This is a genomic window from Methylotenera sp. L2L1 (genome assembly GCF_000744605.1).
GTDB lineage: Bacteria > Pseudomonadota > Gammaproteobacteria > Burkholderiales > Methylophilaceae > Methylotenera.
On the sequence record NZ_JQMG01000001.1, the window covers coordinates 791,496 to 809,231 of the forward strand.

The following is a 17,736-nucleotide window of genomic DNA, read 5'->3' on the forward strand; positions in this document are numbered from 1 at the left end:
CATGATACTGAGCACCTTAAAATTACGTATTGCCCAAAACAAATCGCTGTTAATTGCAGCTTTTATTTCTTTGGCTTTACATACAGTACTGCTCAGTAATTACGCTATATCACTCCCTTCCGATATTGAAAATCTAACATCCATTAACGTACGTTTGGTAAAGACACTACCAGAGAAAAAACTAATCACACCAACCACCACACAAGTCCGCCCAAATGCAATTACACCGAAATCACCAGCTCCTAATAAAGTGGTGCCAACACCAAACTCCGAAGTGCCTGCGAGCCTATTAAGTACTGAAGCCACCAATATCAATCAACTAGACTCTGATAATCCAACTAATACAGAAGCTATTAGCCCACCTCAAAGTGAAGATTTATTAGCAGAGAACACGATAGATAATACAACGGCTACTGAAACTGCAAGTAGCACCAATACACACATAACAGCTGCTTATCAATACGTGCAAACCGAATTTGAAGTCACGCGTGGCGATGATTCAGGCGTGCTTGGTATTACCCAAATTACGTTCAACATGGACGTGCGTAGAAGCACCTATCAGTTAACCAGCATTACTGAGGCAAAAGGAGTCGCTTCACTCTTTCTAAGTACACTAGAACAATACAGCGAAGGTAATGTTGATGAAAAAGGCTTAAAGCCAAACTATTATGCTTATCAATATGGGAACAATAGTGACAAAAATCAATATGCACAGCTGTCCTGGGCTGACGGTGTGATAGAAATGACCAGTAAAAAAGGCAAAAAATCAGAAGCACTACCTGAAGGTACTCAAGATTTTTTAAGCTTTATGTACCAGTTTATGTTTACGCCGCCATTAAACTCCATGCAGATCACCATGACCAATGGTAAATATTTACGCACTTACACCTATAGCTTTGAAGGTGAAGAGACCATTGCCACTAAACTAGGTGAGCTCAACACCTTACATTTATTAAAGAGTGGGGATAATCTGGAGAAAACAGAAATTTGGCTTGCGTTAGATTACCAAAACATTCCGGTGAAAATACGCAAAACAGAAAAAGATGGTGGAGTAATCGAGCAAACGGTCACCGCTATTTCAACGATCCGTCCAGAGTAAGGCTTATTGCTTAAATACCGCAGCTCATTTGCGTACGCAGCCTAAGTAAGCTAATCGCTAAATATCACCCGACAAAAACATAGTGCAAATGCAAGAGCCATCATTTGTGGTAATGGCTCTTGCAAAAAATCAACTCATATCCTTAGCTGCAATATTAGATATTGATTCAGCAGCAATCTTGATTAAAAGTTTAACTCTCTCCAAATAGATCTGTGCTTTTGGAAGCCAGCACCAGTAAAATCAAATGAAGGATTAAGTAGCCTAGGCGTAGGGTCGTCTGCAGTCACACCAGACACTTTAGGTTTCTTATCAATATATAGTACGTTAAAACCGACTAAAGGTGCACTAGTTCTTAGCGAAACAACATTCGATCCTAAATTATTAACAGCCCTACCAGTTTCATAATCAAGGAAAGTCAACCATCCATAGCCAGCTGGCTGACAGGCTGATGATGTTGGTACAGTTGTTGGCACTAATAAAGTACCTAGCACCAATTGTGAAGCTACATTTTGACGCTCTCCAGTATCAGGGAAGTCTACATACCAACCCAACCCTGAACTGAAATCAACAGCATTGCTAGTTCCACTCTGGCGCATATCAAAACCATCTGGCACGATAGTTTGCTGAACAAGGGTAGAACGTGGATTCACCACTGTGGCCGTAGCATTATCATCCTTGATTGCATACAGAGTTTGCTGACTTGTATCGGTCAGGTCGCTTACCTCAAGGTACTTGCCAGTGCCCACAAACACTACCCGTTTATTTTTAATGGTGCCCAACTCTGGGCTGGTGGTAATCGGTTGCGAACCAGTTGCTTGCAGCGTAGCAAACAGTATTTTGCTATTGTCTGTCAGGTTAAACCGCCATAAATTACCTAATAAATCCCCACCATACACATATGTAGCAGTATTATTTCTTGCTGGATCATCTGCATAAGCACTGATTTCAGCCAAGCCACTCGGTAACGAAGTGCTACCAACGCCCGTTGGTATTTCAGAAATTTTGGCTCCTGATATTGCGTTAAGTACATAGAGGTAACCTTTGCCATCACCAGTATTAAATAATGCTGGGTTATTTGGCTTAAACTTAGTGTCTGGGTCTGAGTAAAACGCACTATTATCTGGAATATTGTTATAACCAGAAGTGACTAACACTACCCATGTACCATCCGATTTTTTAGTGATGATCGGTGTGCCATAGGTATAGCCTAAATTAGGCTCATCGCTCGCATCAAACTCCCATAACAATGTAGGGCTGCTCGGGTTAGTAATGTCCAAGGCATAGTAACCACGGCCACCACCATTTAAACCAGCTACTAATATCGTTCTCCACGCGCCTCCATCATACACATCCGAAATAATAGGGTCGCCATTTACATAATAGCTATGCTTATTACCATAAGCCGCGTCTGCAAGCTTCCACATATTAGGAATCACCATGCTTGGTACATAAGCCCATAGTTCCTGTAATGTCCCTGCATCAAATGCATGCAACATACCATCATTGGCACCCATGAATACTGTTTTTGCCCTACCGGTTTGAGCTGGCGCCTCTTTAAATGCAGCATAACCTGTATCCGTATATTTAAAGATAGGCTTACCTAAAAACGATGGTTTAGAGTCAACTGCGTCACCCAACACCGCTTGACGTTTACGGAAAAGTTTATTTTCAGATAAGGTAGCCCCTTCATCATAGCCTGTTTGCCCACGCAAATAGGCCACTAAGCGTGCAGACGTAACATTTGCCTGCTGTGCGGTACTAAAACTTGGCCATTGCGTCAAGTTAGCCGCCAAGAAAGTCGGCTGCAAGGTGCTTGCTAACCCCGCAGAAGTAATGGCAGCTAAGCTAAAGCTAGTCAGTGCACCGCCATTATTCATATAGATAGTACGTGTATCTGCCGAATTGCTTACTTTATTTTTTAAAGTACCAACACATGCCACTGAGATTGATACTTTACAGTCAGTACCATCCAAAGTGCCAATACATGCTAATGGGTCAGTCACATTTGGTGTTACACAATTGTACCCACCACTACCATCAGGTACCACACTGGATGGACTGACACATGAGGCTGATGGGACCACATCTTCTACACAAGCAGTTGCTGACTGGCTCACTGCACCGGTCACAATATCTATGCTTCTTTTTTCTAGGTTACCAATCCAATAACCAGAAGTGTAGCTTGCCACATATGCATTGTTATCTCCAGACACTGGGTTAAGTGTGCTGGTAGCAGCCGCAGAGCCAGCACCTAGCTTCACCTCAATCGAAGCTAAAGCCTCTTTCAGCTGATTTACTAAATCCGTAGGGTTTTTTGCACTAAAGTAGGTACCGCCACCATTCACAGCAGCATGCCAAAGGTCATCAATTCGCTCTGCTTCAGTATTAGCAATAGGGTCTGGCCAGTTCTTCACTCCATTTTTAATATCAGTAAAGTCGCCAGATGTCGCAATTTTGTAATCTGATGTATAAGACAGCGCACCATCAACCCCCATCCCCAAAGTCAGTGTCACCATATTTTGCTTCTGGTTGGCTGTGGATGGCGCGGGTGATTGACACACACTCTCGCCTTTAGCTCCTGTACAATTGAGCAAATCCGCAGTACGAAGATCCGAATCAAAGTAATATTTTGCAACATCTGCCAATGTATCATCGCGGGCCGTTGCCCCCTCGCGCATTGGCCTTGGGGTGTTATCGGCAGCACTATCTTTATTACCCACATTAAGACCATCTAAGCCCAGTGGCCCGCCCGCATAAGTTGAGGTTTCGTCCCCAGTATTCCAATAACCGTCTGTCGTTAATAAAGAGAAGTTTTGCTGGCACTCGTACTGTATTGGGTCTGTAAAGACACCTCGCTTGGCCGCGGTCTCATTTGCATAGATACGCCCAGCTTTTGAGAGCGAGCCTCTAAGCGGCGTGCTTCGATCTGCTGGTGCAGCGAAGAACTTGCTATACCAGGCTGCTTTTTGTGCCGTGTTGAATGTATTAAAATTAAGCATCTCTGAAGATCGTGTAGAGGTCGTCATAAAACCTACGCGATAATCTTCAGTCACATCTTTAAAGGCGATACTAGCTGAGGTTTTCATGGATTGACCACGCGTACCATAATAAGTATGCCAGTTGGCGTAATTGGTCATTTCCTCAACATAAGTACAAGTTGTTCCTGCACAATCTGTACGACTTGCCGCCTTGGCTGTTGAGCCAGGTAGTGTATAGCTGTTCAAAGATGAAGAAATCACGACTGGTAAAGTTTTGCCAGGTACAGCGTTCACAGAAAAGGCGGTAGGAGTCACATTTCTACCGCCAGACTTGGTAATGACTGGCGTACTAGTAATGTTTGCAGCTGCGGCAGTTGGAGATGCATAAACTGTCACGTCACTACCAGAAACCACTGAGAAATAACCTCTAGCCGTACAATTGCCAGTTAAGGCAAAAGTGCAATTGTTAATATTGGTTGAAATTGCAGAGGCCAAGTTATTATTATTATTAAAACTTGCTGTCGCTACAGAAAGTATTTGCGCCCCTCCCACCGTTACTGAAGAAACACTGGTTGTTCCACCTGAGCCGTTCGACACAGCAATAGTTGCCACACGTGCGCTTGGCATCCTTAAATTAGTAAACCCTGTCAAATTAGTGGCTTGGCAGCTATTGGCTGCAGGTGAAACGGCTGCTGCATTTCCTGATGTATTACACCACCGCACAGAGGCAGGGTATAGGTATGTGGCTGTTGGTGCAGATTGTGCATTACATACTTTAAGGTCACGTTTGGTGCAGTACTCTCCGGGTACCACATGAAAGAAAATGGAGTCTGTCTCTAAATTCTTAGTCCCAGTAGGGTAACCTGAACCAGTGTAAGCATTATTTTTAACTTGGCGCCAATTTGGCTTGGTTGCCGAACTAGCGCCAGTAGCCGTAGCTTGACCGATTTGGCTAGGATACTGAGTTGTATTTAGCCCTGATGTATTAAAAAAAACAGGTGGTAAATAACGAATACTAGGATTATAGGCAATAGTATTGTAACTGGCATTTTTAAATTGAGATGCATTGCTACTATCCGCCCAATCAGGCATGTAATCCCAACTCATACTACCAGAGTCATCTAATATAAATAACAAATTAGGCTGTATCGTAATGGTAGGGCTATTGGCTAATGGAATTGTGGCAAGATCCAGTGGTGATGTAACCGGTGCAGCAATAACAACCTGCGGTATTGATAGATGAAAAGCAAAAGCCATCACCAATGGACTTAGCACCTGCATATATTTTTGATAAACTTTGAGCATCGCTTACTCCTAATATACAAATGTCTGGGCATAACTAATTGTGTTTTTAGCCCCTTGGACACGTGTTGTAATACGGTAAATTGGTTCCGGTTTTGGTTCCGGGGGGCAGCACTCAGTCTTTATCCCATTACTACTTTTGTCAGTATTAGGAGCACCCTGCAAACAGTTATCACTATTGGGCTCCCCGCTCACTCGACACATGCGCTGAATAATAAATCTGATCTCATTACCACTACTTTCCTCCCTGCCCCCAACAATGCCTTCGCCTGTGGCTTTAGCTGCAGCAATCCATGTAGCATCAGCTTTTAATACTTCGCTGTCGTCTAAATCTGGTGAACCATTGATACTAAATGTGGAATAGTATCCTTTTGCCACATTGTCTTGCTCAAGCCGTTTAAGATCAATTGAGTTCTCACTACCCAACCAATCTAGCGCCGCTTCTACGCCACGATCAGACGAAACTAATGCACTGTGTTTTAACGCCATATTGCCCGCAATAATAGTATTAGTATCCACTGACCGTATCAGCGCGACTGCCGCTAAAGACATCACAACTAACGCAATTAAGGCAACAAACAACACAACGCCTTGTTGCTTTAAAGATTTTACAGTTGGGGTACTCATAGCACACCCCTAGACCATATAATGTTACGTAATGGAATGATTGTTTCGTACGTTTTATAACGATACCATTGCCAATTATCTATTTCTGACAAATCAATGGCAGGTGCTGGATCCACATCAAGATCATACCAAGCACAAGGACCATTATTTACAACCCCTTTTGCTGTTGTACATTGGTTAGTGACGGCATCTTTTTCTAATAAATCATTGCGCGCAACCACTGCAATACGTACTGCTTTAATACGATTGCGGAAGGCCACAGTAGGTGTAGCCCAATCGCCCGTTGCATCCACCCAGCTAACCACTGTATTTTTAGCCTCTCCTGAAACAATCGGCTCAGAAACACCATACTGCGCCTGCATGCTCACAACTTCAGACACTATTGGATCACCATTTAACGTCAACTGATACTTCTCGGCATCATCCTTTTCGATTGCATAACGGTGATCTTGCCAATCGCCCATGCAGGCTATTTTTGCACCATCCACAATCGGCGCACCAGACGTATTTAAGCGGATTGTTTTATCACCTTCAACACCTTCAATAACTGCCATACGGCACGATGTACCTTGGCTAATTAAAGCGATATTATAGTAATCTGTACCACCCATTTTTTGACAGCCGATATTATTTTCAGCTTTCAAACCTTCTAGATTTGCCTTATTTGCATCAGATCCTATTTTAACGGGCACTGCACCCATCGCTTTAGTACTAAAGCGGGCTATCACAACATCACTCCCATTTGGGCCTTCACCATCTTTAATGGCCAAAGGGAATATATCAAGATCATCCGTTGCGGGGTCACCATCATGGTCAAACTCTGGTGATGGATCACATTTAAGCGATGCATTCTCCTCATCTGCACTTGGCATAGGCAAACCATAACCGGCCATCTGCACATCACGCTGAATGTGATGTAGTGCAATACTACCGTTAGTTTGCGCATCAGCGGTGCCAGATGTACTACGTTTTTGACCTTCATATGCAGAGAAAACTTGCATAATTACTAAGCTAGCAATTAGGCCGATGACCAAACCAACCATCAACTCGACTAAACTAAAGCCTGATTGGTGTAGAGTTGCAGTATCGTATCGCTTCAACATAATCATCTTATCCTTACAATCTTAGCAAGCAGAGCCAGAACTAGAACTAGAACCAGCAGAAGCGTCTCCTGCAGAAGAGGGATCATTTTTAATCCCTTCAACTCGTGCTTTAGTAATGTATTCATGCTCCTGATCATCTCCGGGTAACGTCCATTTCACAGTCACGGTCACCGTAGGATCCGGGCAAGGAGAAACTGAAACGCTTCGCGTGCCGTTAGGTAATAAATCCGAGATGTCGGCATTAATTTCAATTGAATCGGCAAGATCACCTGATCCTACCCAGACCTTGCCAATCGCTTGCTGAGCAATAAAGGTTGCCTCTGTCCTATATTTAGCATCGGACGTATTTCTAACCATTACACTTTGCAAGCCAGCTAAAGCCAAAATTCCCATAGAAAAAATAACAATGGCAATCATAGACTCAAGCAACGCAATACCTTGCTGCATCTTAGATTGAGGCGCCACCTCACTTAAGTGTACAAGCCTACTTTTCGTTGTTTGATTTTGTTTAGTCATTTAAACACCTCAAGCAGGACATTTTCTTGGATCTGTGTCCGACAAACCAGTGTAAGGATCACACAACTTTCCCGCACCGCCAGCGTCAATCAGAATACGCAAGTCCCGACTATCCGAGCCACTCATGGACGTGTTATCAATATTAAGTTGCGTAAAGGGATCTTCCGGCGCACCTTCAAGTGCAGAGCGAACACGTCCTAAGCTGGTAAAAACTAAAATGGTAGACCCTACCGGCGTTGCCGTCACAGAGATACTGGCTGAAGAGCCTTCTTTTTCACCCCTTGTCTCGATTGGGTCTGGACACTCAGCCGTCACAGTTACGCAACCAATTGTCCATTCAGAACCTACGCCAAGCTCAAACTTAACATCTGCATTGCGCTTTAATGCTTCAACCCTTGCCTTTTGTAGGCCAGTGTTAATGGAATCCGCTGCATTTCGAATTCGAGTATTCTCAATCCAAGTCGTATAACTAGGTAACGCAAACGCCGCAAGAATACCAATGACAGCCACGGCAACCATTAACTCAACCAAGCTAAAGCCAACATGACTAAAACTAGTCCGTCGTATTTGATGCCGAGTTGTGCGTAAGGTTAGCATGTGCCACTCTTACCTGTTAACCAGCAGCCTGCGCCGCTAACTCCATCGTAGATGGAGGATTTAGTATTATCTTGGTCAATAGTAAATTGAAAGTTGCTCATATCACCAACACCGTCTGCCGTTAAGGTATAAGTAGTGTCGTCCGAATCACAAGTGAAAGTAAAATTCTGGATATCTTCAGGACACGGTCCGCCATCATACGTGCGGTTATCTTGAAAGAACTGCTCCATTCTCACTCTAGCACTGGCTAATTCAGAAGGCGCTTCTGCCGCCTTGGCTTTTTTTACATAATTGGTATAAGCAGGTAAGGCCACGCTTGCGAGGATACCAATAATCGCTACTACAATCATAATCTCAATCAACGTGAATCCACGGTGTCGTTTTACTGCATGACCAGAGAAAAATTGACCTTGTTTATTGCAGTCTTGTAATTTTGCTAGGATATTCATTCAATTCCCCTTTTACTTAAAATGCATCATGCTACTTACGTTAATCGATGTCTATCAGTAGCCGACAATCGGTAAATTTCACCGAACAAACGGTTACTAATTATTGTTTTACAACATTAGCTTAACATTAACGCTTCTAAAAAATGATAGAATAAGCCGCATTATTCAATGCTGTGGGCAATTGATTTTATATAAATCATCACACCAAAATACCTATGACGCCATTTACAAAAAAAATTATGTTACTGTTGGTTGCCCAGCTGATATTAGTAGGCTGCGGCACTAAGGGCCCACTTTATATTCCTGAACAGGCATATCCACAGCCAGCCGCATCCAACAAATAAATTGGCTACTTTTTAATTCCCTTACCGTTAAGACATTACTGTGAATACATTTACGCTTAAAAATGACGTGCTACATGCTGAGAATGTAGCCCTTACCCAAATTGCAGAGAATTTTGGCTCGCCTTGTTACGTATATTCTAAATCTGCACTTAGCCAAGCTTTTGAACGCTTTAGTGCCGGCTTTAAAGATGCTAACCACTTAGTGTGCTTTGCTGTAAAGTCCAACCCTAGCCTTGCGATTTTGAATTTATTTGCAAAGCTTGGCGCTGGTTTTGATATCGTATCTGGCGGTGAGCTGGCAAGAGTGATTGCTGCGGGTGGCGACCCTAAGAAAGTCGTGTTCTCTGGCGTGGGTAAAACTGCTGAGGAAATGCGTGCGGCATTGGAGGCCGGTATTTTCTGCTTTAACGTAGAATCTGCCAGTGAATTAGTACGCTTGAACGATGTAGCAACCTCTATGGAGAAAGTTGCACCTGTATCATTACGGGTAAACCCAAACGTAGATGCTAAAACACATCCTTATATTTCTACAGGTTTAAAAAATAATAAATTTGGCGTGGCATATGAAGATGCGCTGGACATTTATTTACAAGCATCAGAAATGTCAAATATTGCGATTCACGGTGTAGATTGCCATATTGGCTCACAAATTACTGAATTATCACCATTTTTAGACGCATTTGATCGCGTTCTAGCGCTGGTAGATGCTTTGGCGGCAAACAAGATTGATATCCAACATATCGACCTAGGTGGCGGCATTGGCATTTGCTATAGCGACGAAACGCCTCCAGAATTTACAGCTTACGCAAAAGCCATGCGTGAAAAACTGGGTAACCGTGAGGTAAAACTCGTGTTTGAGCCTGGCCGAGCCCTGGTTGGCAATGCTGGCGTTTTAGTCACTAAAGTTGAGTATTTAAAACAGACAGAAACAAAAAACTTTGCGATTGTCGATGCGGCGATGAATGACCTGATGCGTCCAGCACTTTACGATGCTTACCACGACATTAAAGCAGTTAAGCCTCGCGCTGAAGCTACAGTGAACTATGAAATAGTAGGGCCAGTGTGTGAAAGCGGCGATTTTTTGGGCCATGACAGAGCACTTGCATTAGAAGAGGGCGATTTGTTAGCGATTATGTCTGCAGGTGCATATGGCATGAGCATGTCTAGCAACTACAATACTAGACCGCGCGCTGCGGAAATCATGGTAGATGGCAACCAATGCCACTTAATTAGAAAGCGCGAACAAATTGCAGACTTGTTTGCCAATGAAAATATACTGCCAAACAGCTAGTTTGTAAGCTTGCACAATACAGGAGCGATCGGTGATCGCGAACCATTGCCTCGCTGTCGCTAACCACCAGGAAACAGACTAAGTACAATACCGTCGCTTCCACGAAAGTAGGAGTCCATCTAAGGGTTTGATTAAAATGGATTCCCGTTTTCACAGTAATGACGAAGCTTTGATATCTGTGCAGGGGCGTATTTATTGCAATATTTAGTGCGTGAAAGCATTACATCAGTTTTTGCTGGGGCCTAGGACACATTCTGTTTCGGGAAATGCCCTATGTGTAATAAAAAAGCGAAGATTAATCTTCGCTTTTTTATTAGGTCGTTTTGATTAACTAAACGTTCTTAATCAAAAATAACCGTTTTGTTTGCGTATAGCAAAATACGGTTCTCAATATGCCAGCGCACTGCTTTTGATAGTACAACACGCTCTAAGTCTCGTCCTTTTTGAATCAAATCTTCTACTTGGTCGCGATGTGAAATGCGGTCAATGCCTTGTTCAATAATCGGACCTTCATCCAATACTTCTGTCACGTAGTGGCTAGTTGCACCAATCAACTTAACGCCACGCTCAAATGCACGGTGGTAAGGGCGAGCGCCAATAAACGCGGGCAAGAAGGAATGATGAATATTAATAATACGTTGCGGGTAACGTGTGACAAAGTCTGGCGATAAAATCTGCATATAGCGCGCCAACACGATTAAATCAATGTTGTAATCTGCAAACAGCTTAAATTGAGCGGCCTCAGCTTGAGACTTATTGTCTTTATTAACTTCAATATGATGAAAATCAATGCCATAAAATTTAACTAGCGCTTCAGTATCACGATGATTACTAATCACTAATGGTATTTCACAAGCTAATTCACCACTTTTATGTCGATGCAACAAATCTGCTAAACAATGGTCATACTGCGATACCATAATGGCCACGCGCGTTTTATGCTGAGATAACTTAAGTTGCCACTGCATGCTGAATTTGTTAGCAACTTCAGAAAATGCATGATTAAAACTCGCTTCGTCTAAATTGAATCCTGTGAGATCCCATTCAACGCGCATTAAAAATAGATTATTTTCCGCATCTTGATGTTGGTCTGCGTGTAAAATATTAGCATTGTGCTGAAGTAAGAAATCAGCGATTGCTGCGACAATGCCTTTAGTATCTGGGCAAGTAATCAGTAGGGTTGCAGTATTTTTCATAGTAAAAATGTATAGTCCAGCTAACTTATTGCCAGCCAACCCAATATTGGATGATGCTGACTCACTGAAAATATTTTTAATTTAATTATTTTAAAAGAAGCAATTATACCTGATGCGCTCAGCGCTTGATGTAATTTGAATGTTGATGAAATATGAACCCTGAACAAACCACTCTGAATCACCAGCTCACGGGCGAAGCGCCTTCTAGCGAAGCTGCTATCGTACTTGCCAACCCCAGGGGCTTTTGTGCGGGCGTTGACCGCGCCATTATTATTGTAGAACAAGCCTTAGATAAATTTGGCGCACCGATTTACGTACGCCATGAGGTAGTGCATAACAAATTTGTCGTTGATGAACTACGCGCCAAGGGTGCCGTATTTGTTGAAGAGTTAGACGAGATTCCTACTGGCAGTATCGTGATTTTTAGTGCACATGGCGTATCAAAAGCGGTAAGGGCAGAAGCTAAATCACGCGGCCTGACTGCTTACGATGCAACCTGTCCACTAGTGACGAAAGTGCATATAGAAGTTGAGAAGATGCGCAAAGCAGGGATGGAAATCGTGATGATTGGGCACAAAGGCCACCCTGAAGTGGAGGGAACCATGGGGCAGGTTGAGCAAACTACTACTGCCGATAATCAAGCAACCAATACGAAAAGCAGTACAGGTATGTATTTAGTAGAAACACCTGAAGATGTTGCGGCATTAACAGTAAAAGACCCTGCTAAGCTCGCCTATGTCACTCAGACCACGCTCTCAATGGATGACGCTGCTTTAGTGATCAATGCGCTAAAAGAGAAGTTTCCGCAGATTAACGCGCCTAAAAGCGATGATATTTGTTATGCCACGCAAAATCGGCAGGATGCAGTGAAAATCATGGCGCAAGATTGTGACCTTGTGATTATCGTCGGCTCGCCTAATAGCTCAAATTCCAACCGCCTGCGTGAAGTAGCGAAAAATCAAGGCATTGAAGCCTATATGGTGGATAACGCTAGTTACTTAAAGCCAGAATGGCTAATCAATAAGAAGAAAATCGGTGTTTCTGCTGGCGCTTCTGCGCCTGAAGTGTTAGTAAAAGAAGTGATTGCGCAATTACAGAGTTTTGGTGCGGGCAACGTTCAGGAATTACAGGGGGTGATTGAAAGTGTCGTATTTCAACTGCCAAAAAACCTCACGAATGCAGCCAAAACTAATCCTGCTAAGTCACACTCTAACTAATACGGTCCTCATCAACTTTGAAAACGTATAAAACCCCAGTTTCTGCACTTGTGTTGATTCATACACCAGATTTAAAAGTGTTAATTATGGAGCGTGCGGATAAAGCAGGTTTCTGGCAATCGGTTACTGGTAGCATTGAAGGTGATGAAACACCCTATCAGGCAGCCGTTCGAGAAGTGTCTGAGGAAACAGGCCTAGATGCCAAGCAATATACTTTGGAAGATTGGGAAGTTTCAAATATATATGAAATTTACCCGCATTGGCGCCATCGCTATGCTCCTGGCGTCACTGAAAACCGCGAACACTTATTCGGCTTAGTGCTACCTAGTCCTTTGCCCGTTATACTGGCGCCTGACGAACATTTGCAATATGAGTGGGTCGATTGGCGTGAGGCTGCAAAACGGGTGTTTTCATGGACAAACGTAGATGCATTAAAAAGATTAGGTGAACGACATCAATTAACGTTATAAAATACACGCTTTAGCGTGCGCACTTTTAGAAAATACTATGTCTATTGCAACCATACCAGCCGCCCCGATTAAATTCGAGAAATTTCAAGCGACAGATGACGCTGACTGCCAGCGCCGCATCATTGCCGCCAAAGAGAAATTAGGGAAACGCCTTGTTATTTTAGGTCATCACTACCAGCACGAGAGCGTGTATCGCCATGCCGATTACACGGGCGACTCACTGAAGCTCTCTCGCTACACTGAAAACCTAGATGCTGAATACATCGTATTTCTAGGCGTGCATTTCATGGCAGAAGTCGCCGACATTTTAAGTCGCCCAGAGCAAATTGCGATTCTGCCTGACCTTGCAGCAGGCTGCTCGATGGCGGACATGGCTAATCTTGCAAAAGTTGAGCGCAGCTACCGTGAGCTGAACAAAGTGCTGAACTTTGATGAGCAAATCACGCCAATTACCTACATTAACTCGGCTGCCGACCTCAAAGCATTTTGCGGTGAGCATGGCGGCATCGTCTGTACCAGCACCAACGCACCAAAAATTCTAGAATGGGGCTTTGCACAACGCGAAAAAGTGCTGTTCTTCCCTGACCAAAACTTAGGTCGCTGGAGTGGTTACAAAATGGGTATCCCACTAGAGCAAATGCCGGTGTGGGACCCTGATCAACCGTTAGGCGGCTTAACCGTAGAGCAAATCAAGAATGCGAAGATTTTGCTCTGGAAAGGGCACTGTGCGGTGCATCAAATGTTCCGCCTGCAAAACATCACTAAATTCCGTGAAGAGCATCCTGATGGATTCGTGATTTCACACCCAGAAGCACCGTTTGAAGTTTGCCAGCACTCTGACTACGTGGGCTCTACCGAGTATATTTTAAAAACGATTAGTGATGCGCCAGCCAACACTAAATGGCTAGTGGGTACGGAATTAAACCTAGTGAATCGCCTTGCCGAGCAAATGAAGGCTGAAGGCAAGCTAGTACAGTTTATGAGCCATGTGGTGTGTGAATGCTCTACGATGGCGCGTATTGATCCGCAACATTTGGCTTGGGTGCTGGAGAATCTGGTAGAAGGTAAAGTCGTGAACCAGATTAAAGTACCGGCGCACGAAGCGGAACTGGCAAAATTGACTTTAGACCGCATGTTGGCGGCGTCTTAAGCCTGCATGCTCGTGTAAACAAGCACCCTAGCGTAGCAATTTTCGTTAAGAGGTATTCAGTGATTTGTCCATTATGCAGCCCTACGCCCCATGAAACCTTATGGTCAGATGACTTCTGCCGTGTAGTGCTGCTTAATGATACAGACTACCCAGCTTATTGCCGGGTAGAGTTGCTAGCACATGTTAAAGAAATGTCTGATTTAGCGCCGCAAGACCGCGCGCGCATGATGAAAGTGGTATTTGCTGTAGAAACTGCATTAAGAGAAGCGCTCAACCCAGACAAAATCAATTTAGCGAGCTTAGGTAATAAAACCCCACATATTCACTGGCATGTGATTCCGCGTTTTGAGCATGATAAACACTTCCCCAACTCGCATTGGGGGCAAGCGATACGTGAAAGCCACACCTCGCTGCTAAATGCGCAAACCAAACAGGCTTTGGCCGACAATATGGGCACATTGATTGAATGTGCACTTGGCTCTAGTTAAATTGCCAACAAATTAACTCGTTTCAGCAAACTACCAATTTCCTTAGTTTAAACCAGCAAACGCTCAACTACTTTGCCATTGATTAAGTGGCTTTCAATAATTTCATCAATATCATCGTTATCGACAAAGGTGTACCAGACCGCCTGCGGGTAAACCACCATCACTGGCCCGTCATTACAGCGATCTAAACAGCCGGCACGGTTAATGCGTACTTTACCTTTACCATTCAAGTTTAGCTTTTTCACGCGGGACTTCATGTGCTCAAAGGCCTGTTCTGCACCATGATCCATACAGCAGGCGGCACCGCCTTCGCGCTGGTTAAGGCAGAAAAATACGTGGTGTTCGAAATGGCTGGTCATAATTTTCTCATATCAATTCTTAAGGCAACAACGGGCTCTGTATTTTCAAACCAAGTAAAACCATTAACATTTTTAATTTCTATTAGGTACTTGAGTGCAGACTGCGCCCTTAGTACAGCAAGAGAAGATAACAGCAATTAAAATGACGAGAGCTTACTCTGTCGCTAGGCTTTCTTCCTTAGTAAACGTCCAAGTTCTGGTGATGCTTAGTACATCGATCTCTTTACGCACATCATCAGGAAACCTAGCGTAAGGCGCACCTAATTCAACAATATGTCTTGCAGCGGCATCCAGGACTTTATGCCCGGAACTGCGGTTGACTTCTATAGATTCAATGCTGCCATCGGCTTTAATAGAAACCGTCATTTGCAGCTGACCATACAGTTTTAAATTTTTTGCGGCTTCCGGATAATTCAGATTACCAATCTTTTCCACTTTTTGGCGCCAGGCCTCTACATATAGCGCATAGCGATATTCCTGCGCGCGGCCACCGACAAATTTGCGTTTGGGTCGTTTTTGATACTCATCCTGCTGCTTAGCAATCAAGGCTTCCAAGCGGTCCATCTCCAGCGCGGCGGCAGTTATATCTTGAATATTGACCTTCTTACTCAAATTCTCTTGAGGCGCGGTCTCGACCTCGGTAGCACTCACCTTTTGCACCGGCTGAGATTCGACCTTATGCGTGGCTTCCAGCTGCGTCATCAAGGCCTGCGCTTGCCGCTCTAGTGCGGCAACATTTTTCTTCGATTGCTTCTCTTCTGCTGGCTGCTCTGCCGATTTGGCTGCTTGCTTTGCGTTCACCACGGGTTTAAGCGTCACGTCTGCCTGCTGCTGTTTGAATGCAGGCAATGCGGTTTTCATCTGACGGTCTAAGTCCGTATTGCCGCCGCGGTCTAAATTGGCTTGTGCATAAACCTCGGTGTTCTGCGGTTTTGACTTGGTTTTGGTGTTAACCAACATCACCTCGAGCACTGGCAACTTATCACGAAACTTTTTAAGTTCAGGTTCAAAATGTACGCTGAGAATCACCAAATGCACCAGCAAAGAGATGCTCAGCGCAATGGTCATCACACGCATTGTTTTAATTTTTACAATGAGTGATGCCAATGGATTTAACGCTGTTTTTGCTGGCTGCTTGCTCAAATGCTTACACTTCTTTTAACGCATCTAGCAATTTTTGGTGAATGCCGCCAAAGCCACCGTTACTCATTACCAACACATGGTCTCCAGCCGTTGCCACTTGCTTAATCGCAAGGATTAATTGCGTCAGGTCATCGTGCACTTGGGTTTTATTGGCGATGGGCGCAAGCGCCGCGCCAGCATCCCAGCCCAAATTGGCTTGATAACAAAACACCAAATCAGCTTGCGCTAAGCTAGCTGGTAGGGCGTTTTTCATCACCCCAAGCTTCATGGTGTTAGAACGTGGCTCCAATACTGCCAAGATACGGGCAGCACCTACTTTGGCGCGCAAGCCGGCAATGGTGGTTTCAATGGCGGTAGGATGATGCGCAAAATCATCATACACCACCACGCCATGGCTCTCTCCACGCACTTCCATACGGCGTTTTACGTTCTTAAATTCAGTCAACGCAGCAATACTCACCTCAACCGCCACACCTGCATGACGAGCTGCTGCAATACTTGCCAGCGCATTCATGCGGTTGTGCTCACCTAACAAACCCCATGCCACGTGCCCTTGCATTTGGCCTTTGTAAATAGCATCAAAACTACCGTCACCTTGTGCGTTAGTGGCTTGCCAGTCGTCATCCGTGCCAAACTTCTCTACGGGTGTCCAGCAGCCTTTATCCAGCACGCGCTGCAAGCTATCCTCTTTACCATTGGCAACTACTAAGCCTTGCTGCGGTACAGTTCTGACCAAATGATGGAACTGCTTTTCAATCGCATTCAAATCATCAAAAATATCGGCATGGTCAAACTCCAGATTGTTCAATACCGCAGTACGTGGGCGGTAATGTACAAACTTGGAGCGCTTATCAAAGAAGGCGGTGTCGTATTCGTCTGCTTCAATCACAAAAAATGGCGATACACTGTTTTTATCTTGTGCTGGTGCTTGTGGCAGACGCGCTGACACTGAGAAATTCTCAGGCACTCCGCCAATTAAAAAGCCAGGCGCTAAACCTGCATACTCCAATATCCAGGCCAACATTGAGCTGGTTGTAGTTTTGCCATGCGTGCCAGCCACTGCAAGCACCCATTTACCTTGTAGTACATTCTCTGCCAGCCACTGCGGGCCTGAAATATACGGCAAGCCCTGATTTAGAATCGCTTCCATTAAAGGGTTGCCGCGTGATACCACATTACCAATCACGTAAATATCTGGATTAAGTGCGGTTTGCGATGGGTCGAAACCCTCAATCAACTCCACCCCTTGCGCCTCTAGCTGTGTGCTCATTGGCGGATAAACATTGGCGTCACAACCTGTGACTTTATGACCTGCGGCCTTAGCCAGCACTGCGATGCCGCCCATGAATGTACCGCAAATACCTAATATATGAATGTGCATAAGTTGTTTTTTTACTTGCTTGTAAA

The 17,736-nt window shown here is 44.3% G+C and carries 17 protein-coding genes; 7 read left to right on the forward strand and 10 right to left on the reverse strand.

Annotated elements, in window-relative coordinates; genetic code table 11:
- Window position 1 precedes the first annotated feature (1 nt).
- On the forward strand, window positions 2-1,099 hold the full coding sequence (locus FG24_RS03780) for a DUF3108 domain-containing protein (protein WP_051901421.1): 1,098 nt from the start codon (window positions 2-4) through the stop codon (window positions 1,097-1,099).
- A 182-nt stretch (window positions 1,100-1,281) separates the two neighbouring features.
- Here the strand turns inward: FG24_RS03780 and FG24_RS03785 are convergent, their stop codons facing one another.
- The 6 genes from FG24_RS03785 to FG24_RS03810 are packed head-to-tail and all read right to left on the reverse strand — an operon-like array spanning window position 1,282 to window position 8,671.
- Window positions 1,282-5,382: a PilC/PilY family type IV pilus protein gene (locus tag FG24_RS03785; protein WP_081880932.1), complete on the reverse strand. Its 4,101-nt coding sequence runs from the start codon at window positions 5,380-5,382 to the stop codon at window positions 1,282-1,284.
- A 9-nt stretch (window positions 5,383-5,391) separates the two neighbouring features.
- Entirely contained in the window at window positions 5,392-6,006 is a 615-nt protein-coding gene (locus tag FG24_RS03790) for a pilus assembly PilX family protein (RefSeq protein WP_036301195.1), read from the reverse strand.
- Window positions 6,003-7,109 carry a PilW family protein gene (locus tag FG24_RS03795; RefSeq protein WP_036301198.1) on the reverse strand — a complete coding sequence of 369 codons (1,107 nt, stop codon included), beginning with the start codon at window positions 7,107-7,109 and terminating at the stop codon, window positions 6,003-6,005. The genes FG24_RS03790 and FG24_RS03795 overlap by 4 nt, the downstream gene beginning before the upstream one ends.
- Before the next feature lie 21 nt (window positions 7,110-7,130).
- Window positions 7,131-7,625: a type IV pilus modification PilV family protein gene (locus FG24_RS03800; RefSeq protein ID WP_235189714.1), complete on the reverse strand. Its 495-nt coding sequence runs from the start codon at window positions 7,623-7,625 to the stop codon at window positions 7,131-7,133.
- A gap of 9 nt (window positions 7,626-7,634) precedes the next feature.
- Complete coding sequence (locus tag FG24_RS03805) at window positions 7,635-8,222, reverse strand: GspH/FimT family pseudopilin (protein ID WP_051901423.1); 588 nt, start codon at window positions 8,220-8,222, stop codon at window positions 7,635-7,637.
- On the reverse strand, window positions 8,216-8,671 hold the full coding sequence (locus tag FG24_RS03810; RefSeq protein WP_081880933.1) for a type IV pilin protein: 456 nt from the start codon (window positions 8,669-8,671) through the stop codon (window positions 8,216-8,218). The genes FG24_RS03805 and FG24_RS03810 overlap by 7 nt, the downstream gene beginning before the upstream one ends.
- Window positions 8,672-8,910: 239 nt before the next feature.
- Between FG24_RS03810 and lptM the strand changes: the two genes are divergently transcribed.
- Window positions 8,911-9,015 carry an LPS translocon maturation chaperone LptM gene (gene lptM / locus FG24_RS12670; RefSeq protein ID WP_200876901.1) on the forward strand — a complete coding sequence of 35 codons (105 nt, stop codon included), beginning with the start codon at window positions 8,911-8,913 and terminating at the stop codon, window positions 9,013-9,015.
- Window positions 9,016-9,055: 40 nt separating this feature from the next.
- Window positions 9,056-10,306, forward strand: coding sequence for a diaminopimelate decarboxylase (lysA, locus tag FG24_RS03815; protein WP_036301202.1), 1,251 nt, complete (start codon window positions 9,056-9,058; stop codon window positions 10,304-10,306).
- Window positions 10,307-10,647: 341 nt separating this feature from the next.
- On the opposite strand, the gene purU is transcribed toward lysA, so the two are convergent.
- Window positions 10,648-11,502: a formyltetrahydrofolate deformylase gene (purU, locus tag FG24_RS03820; RefSeq protein ID WP_036301205.1), complete on the reverse strand. Its 855-nt coding sequence runs from the start codon at window positions 11,500-11,502 to the stop codon at window positions 10,648-10,650.
- A gap of 152 nt (window positions 11,503-11,654) precedes the next feature.
- Between purU and ispH the strand changes: the two genes are divergently transcribed.
- From ispH to FG24_RS03840, 4 genes are read left to right on the forward strand one after another with little or no spacing between them, the layout of a single operon-like run.
- Window positions 11,655-12,719, forward strand: coding sequence for a 4-hydroxy-3-methylbut-2-enyl diphosphate reductase (ispH, locus tag FG24_RS03825; RefSeq protein ID WP_235189715.1), 1,065 nt, complete (start codon window positions 11,655-11,657; stop codon window positions 12,717-12,719).
- Between the two features lie 17 nt (window positions 12,720-12,736).
- Window positions 12,737-13,189 (forward strand): dihydroneopterin triphosphate diphosphatase, encoded by a 453-nt coding sequence (gene nudB, locus FG24_RS03830; protein ID WP_036301208.1) that lies wholly within the window; start codon window positions 12,737-12,739, stop codon window positions 13,187-13,189.
- Between the two features lie 37 nt (window positions 13,190-13,226).
- Window positions 13,227-14,339: a quinolinate synthase NadA gene (nadA, locus tag FG24_RS03835; RefSeq protein ID WP_036301211.1), complete on the forward strand. Its 1,113-nt coding sequence runs from the start codon at window positions 13,227-13,229 to the stop codon at window positions 14,337-14,339.
- 59 nt (window positions 14,340-14,398) lie between these two features.
- Window positions 14,399-14,827: an HIT family protein gene (locus tag FG24_RS03840; protein WP_036301214.1), complete on the forward strand. Its 429-nt coding sequence runs from the start codon at window positions 14,399-14,401 to the stop codon at window positions 14,825-14,827.
- Between the two features lie 47 nt (window positions 14,828-14,874).
- Here the strand turns inward: FG24_RS03840 and FG24_RS03845 are convergent, their stop codons facing one another.
- The 3 genes from FG24_RS03845 to mpl all read right to left on the reverse strand — a co-directional run bounded on the left by FG24_RS03845 (window position 14,875) and on the right by mpl (window position 17,710).
- Window positions 14,875-15,186: a (2Fe-2S) ferredoxin domain-containing protein gene (locus FG24_RS03845; RefSeq protein WP_036301215.1), complete on the reverse strand. Its 312-nt coding sequence runs from the start codon at window positions 15,184-15,186 to the stop codon at window positions 14,875-14,877.
- Between the two features lie 153 nt (window positions 15,187-15,339).
- Entirely contained in the window at window positions 15,340-16,329 is a 990-nt protein-coding gene (locus FG24_RS03850) for an energy transducer TonB (RefSeq protein WP_036301217.1), read from the reverse strand.
- Window positions 16,330-16,333: 4 nt separating this feature from the next.
- Window positions 16,334-17,710, reverse strand: a complete 1,377-nt coding sequence (mpl, locus tag FG24_RS03855; protein ID WP_036301219.1) for a UDP-N-acetylmuramate:L-alanyl-gamma-D-glutamyl-meso-diaminopimelate ligase — start codon at window positions 17,708-17,710, stop codon at window positions 16,334-16,336.
- Window positions 17,711-17,736 lie beyond the last annotated feature (26 nt).